Source organism: Protofrankia sp. CiP1_Cm_nod3 (genome assembly GCF_982290655.1).
This window is the reverse complement of record NZ_CEVIVD010000160.1, coordinates 3,357-5,814: the sequence shown is the minus strand read 5'-3', so window position 1 is coordinate 5,814 and position 2,458 is coordinate 3,357. Positions and strand designations below refer to the sequence as shown.

General features: G+C 69.5%; 1 protein-coding gene. It reads left to right on the top strand.

Annotated features, from left to right (window positions below; translation table 11 throughout):
* The first annotated feature begins 215 nt into the window (after positions 1-215).
* A complete protein-coding gene (locus tag AC5LUJ_RS20905; protein WP_493465572.1) occupies positions 216-2,423 on the top strand; it encodes a (Fe-S)-binding protein in 2,208 nt (735 codons plus the stop codon).
* The last annotated feature ends 35 nt before the right edge of the window (positions 2,424-2,458 follow it).

Sequence of the window (2,458 nt, the reverse complement as noted above, 5' to 3'; positions counted from 1 at the left end):
GGCGGTGCCGGCCGGCATGGCCCGGGCCCCGCGCTGGCCCCGTCCGACCGGCGATCGGCTGCGCCTGGGCGGTGCGAAGAGGAAGGTGAAGGGCCAAAGGGGTGAAATGACTCGCTGCGGATCCCGGCGGGGCTGGCGGCGGTGGGCCGGTTCGGCGTGCAAGTTACCAATGGGTAGCGATACGCTCCCACCGTCGGTAGAAGACTGGAGGATGTGTGAGACTCGCTATCGGCGGAGTGATCGTCGTTGTTGCTCTCGCGGTGGCCGGACGCCGGTTCCACTGGCTGTTCAGGCTGATCCGCCAGGGACAGCCCGCTGCCGGCCGGCTCGACGGGGCGGGCCAGCGGCTGTGGAGTGAGATCAGCGAGGTCGGTGCCCAGCGGAAGCTGCTGACCTGGACGGTCCCCGGGCTCGCGCACGCCTTCACCTTCTGGGGATTCACGGTCCTCATGCTGACCGTCATCGAGGCGTTCGGCGCGCTGTTCGACCACGACTTCCACATCCCGCTGTTCGGGCACTGGGCCGCCATCGGTTTCATCGAGGACTTCTTCACGGTCGCGGTCCTCGCGGGGCTGCTGGCCTTCACGATCATCCGGCTGCGCAACGCGCCTGCCCGGCTCGAGCGCAGGTCGCGGTTCTACGGGTCGCACATCGGCCCGGCCTGGGTCATCCTCGGGATGATCACCTCGGTGATGGTCACGCTCCTGGTCCTGCGCGGTGCCCAGTTCAACGCCGGCACGCACCCGCAGGGCGACACGAGGTGGGCGTTCGCCTCCTACCTGGTCAGCCGGCCGCTCGACGTCTTCTCCCACAAGGCCAACGAGCACATCGAGACGGTCTTCCTGCTGCTCAACATCGCCGTCATCATGGGCTTCCTGGTGCTGGTCGCCTACTCCAAGCACCTGCACATCTTCCTGGCGCCGGTCAACGTCATCCTCAAGCGCGAGCCCAAGGCGCTGGGCGCGCTGGGCAGCACCCCGGACATCGAGAGCCTGATGGAGGCCGACGAGCCGATCGTCGGCGTCGGCAAGATCGAGGACTTCTCCTGGAAGGCGATGCTCGACTTCTCCACCTGCACCGAGTGCGGGCGCTGCCAGAGCCAGTGCCCGGCCTGGAACACCGGCAAGCCGCTGTCACCGAAGATCCTGATCATGGATCTTCGTGACCACCTGTTCGCCAAGGCGCCGTACCTGCTCGCCGCCAACGGGTCCGGCGAGGGGGAGGACGCCGCGCCAGCCGCCGCCGGCGCTGCCGCGGAGGCGTCGAACGGGCACGCCGTCCACCACGTCCCAGAGTCCGGGTTCGGGCGGGTTCCCGAGCCCGGCCAGCCGCAGGCCGACCGTCCGTTGGTCGGGACCGAGGACGAGGGCGGGGTCATCGACCCCGACGTGCTGTGGTCGTGCACCAACTGCGGCGCGTGCGTGGAGCAGTGCCCGGTCGACATCGAGCACGTCGACCACATCGTCGACATGCGCCGCTACCAGGTGATGATCGAGTCGTCGTTCCCCAGCGAGGCCGGGGTGATGCTGCGCAACCTGGAGAACAACGGCAACCCGTGGGGCGTCTCGCCCCGGATCCGCACCGAGTGGACCGAGGGCCTGCCGTTCGAGGTCCGCGTGCTCGACGACGGCGAGCCCATCCCGGACGACGTGGAGTACCTGTACTGGGTCGGCTGCGCCGGCGCCATCGAGGACCGGGCCAAGAAGGTCTCCCGGGCCTTCGCCGAGCTGCTGCACACCGCGGGCGTCTCCTTCGCCATCCTCGGTACCGGCGAGAGCTGCACCGGTGACCCCGCCCGCCGGCTCGGCAACGAGTACCTCTTCCAGGAACTGGCCAAGGCCAACATCGAGGTCCTCAACGCGGCGGGCGCCAAGAAGATCGTCGCCACCTGCCCGCACTGCTTCAACAGCCTGGCCAACGAGTACCCGGCGCTCGGCGGCGCGTACGAGGTCATCCACCACACCCAGCTGCTCGGCCGGCTTGTCGACGAGGGCAGACTCGTCCCCGTCCAGCCGGTGGACTCCTCGGTCACCTACCACGACCCCTGCTTCCTCGGCCGGCACAACGAGGTCTACACCCCGCCCCGGGAGATCCTCGGCAGCATCCCCGGCGTCCGCAGCCAGGAGATGCACCGCTGCAAGGAGCGCGGCTTCTGCTGCGGTGCCGGCGGCGCCCGGATGTGGATGGAGGAGAAGATCGGCAAGCGGGTCAACGTCGAGCGGGTGGACGAGGCGCTCGCCCTCGACCCGGACATCGTCTCCACCGCCTGCCCGTTCTGCATCGTCATGCTCACCGACGCCGTCACCGAGAAGAAGCAGTCCGGCGGGGCGAAGGAGAGCGTCGAGGTGCTCGACGTCTCCCAGCTGCTGGCCCGCTCGCTGGCCGCACCGCCGGCCGTCCCGGCCGGCGCCGACGCCTCCTGACGGAGGGCCGCGAGGACGCCTCCCGCGACGACAGA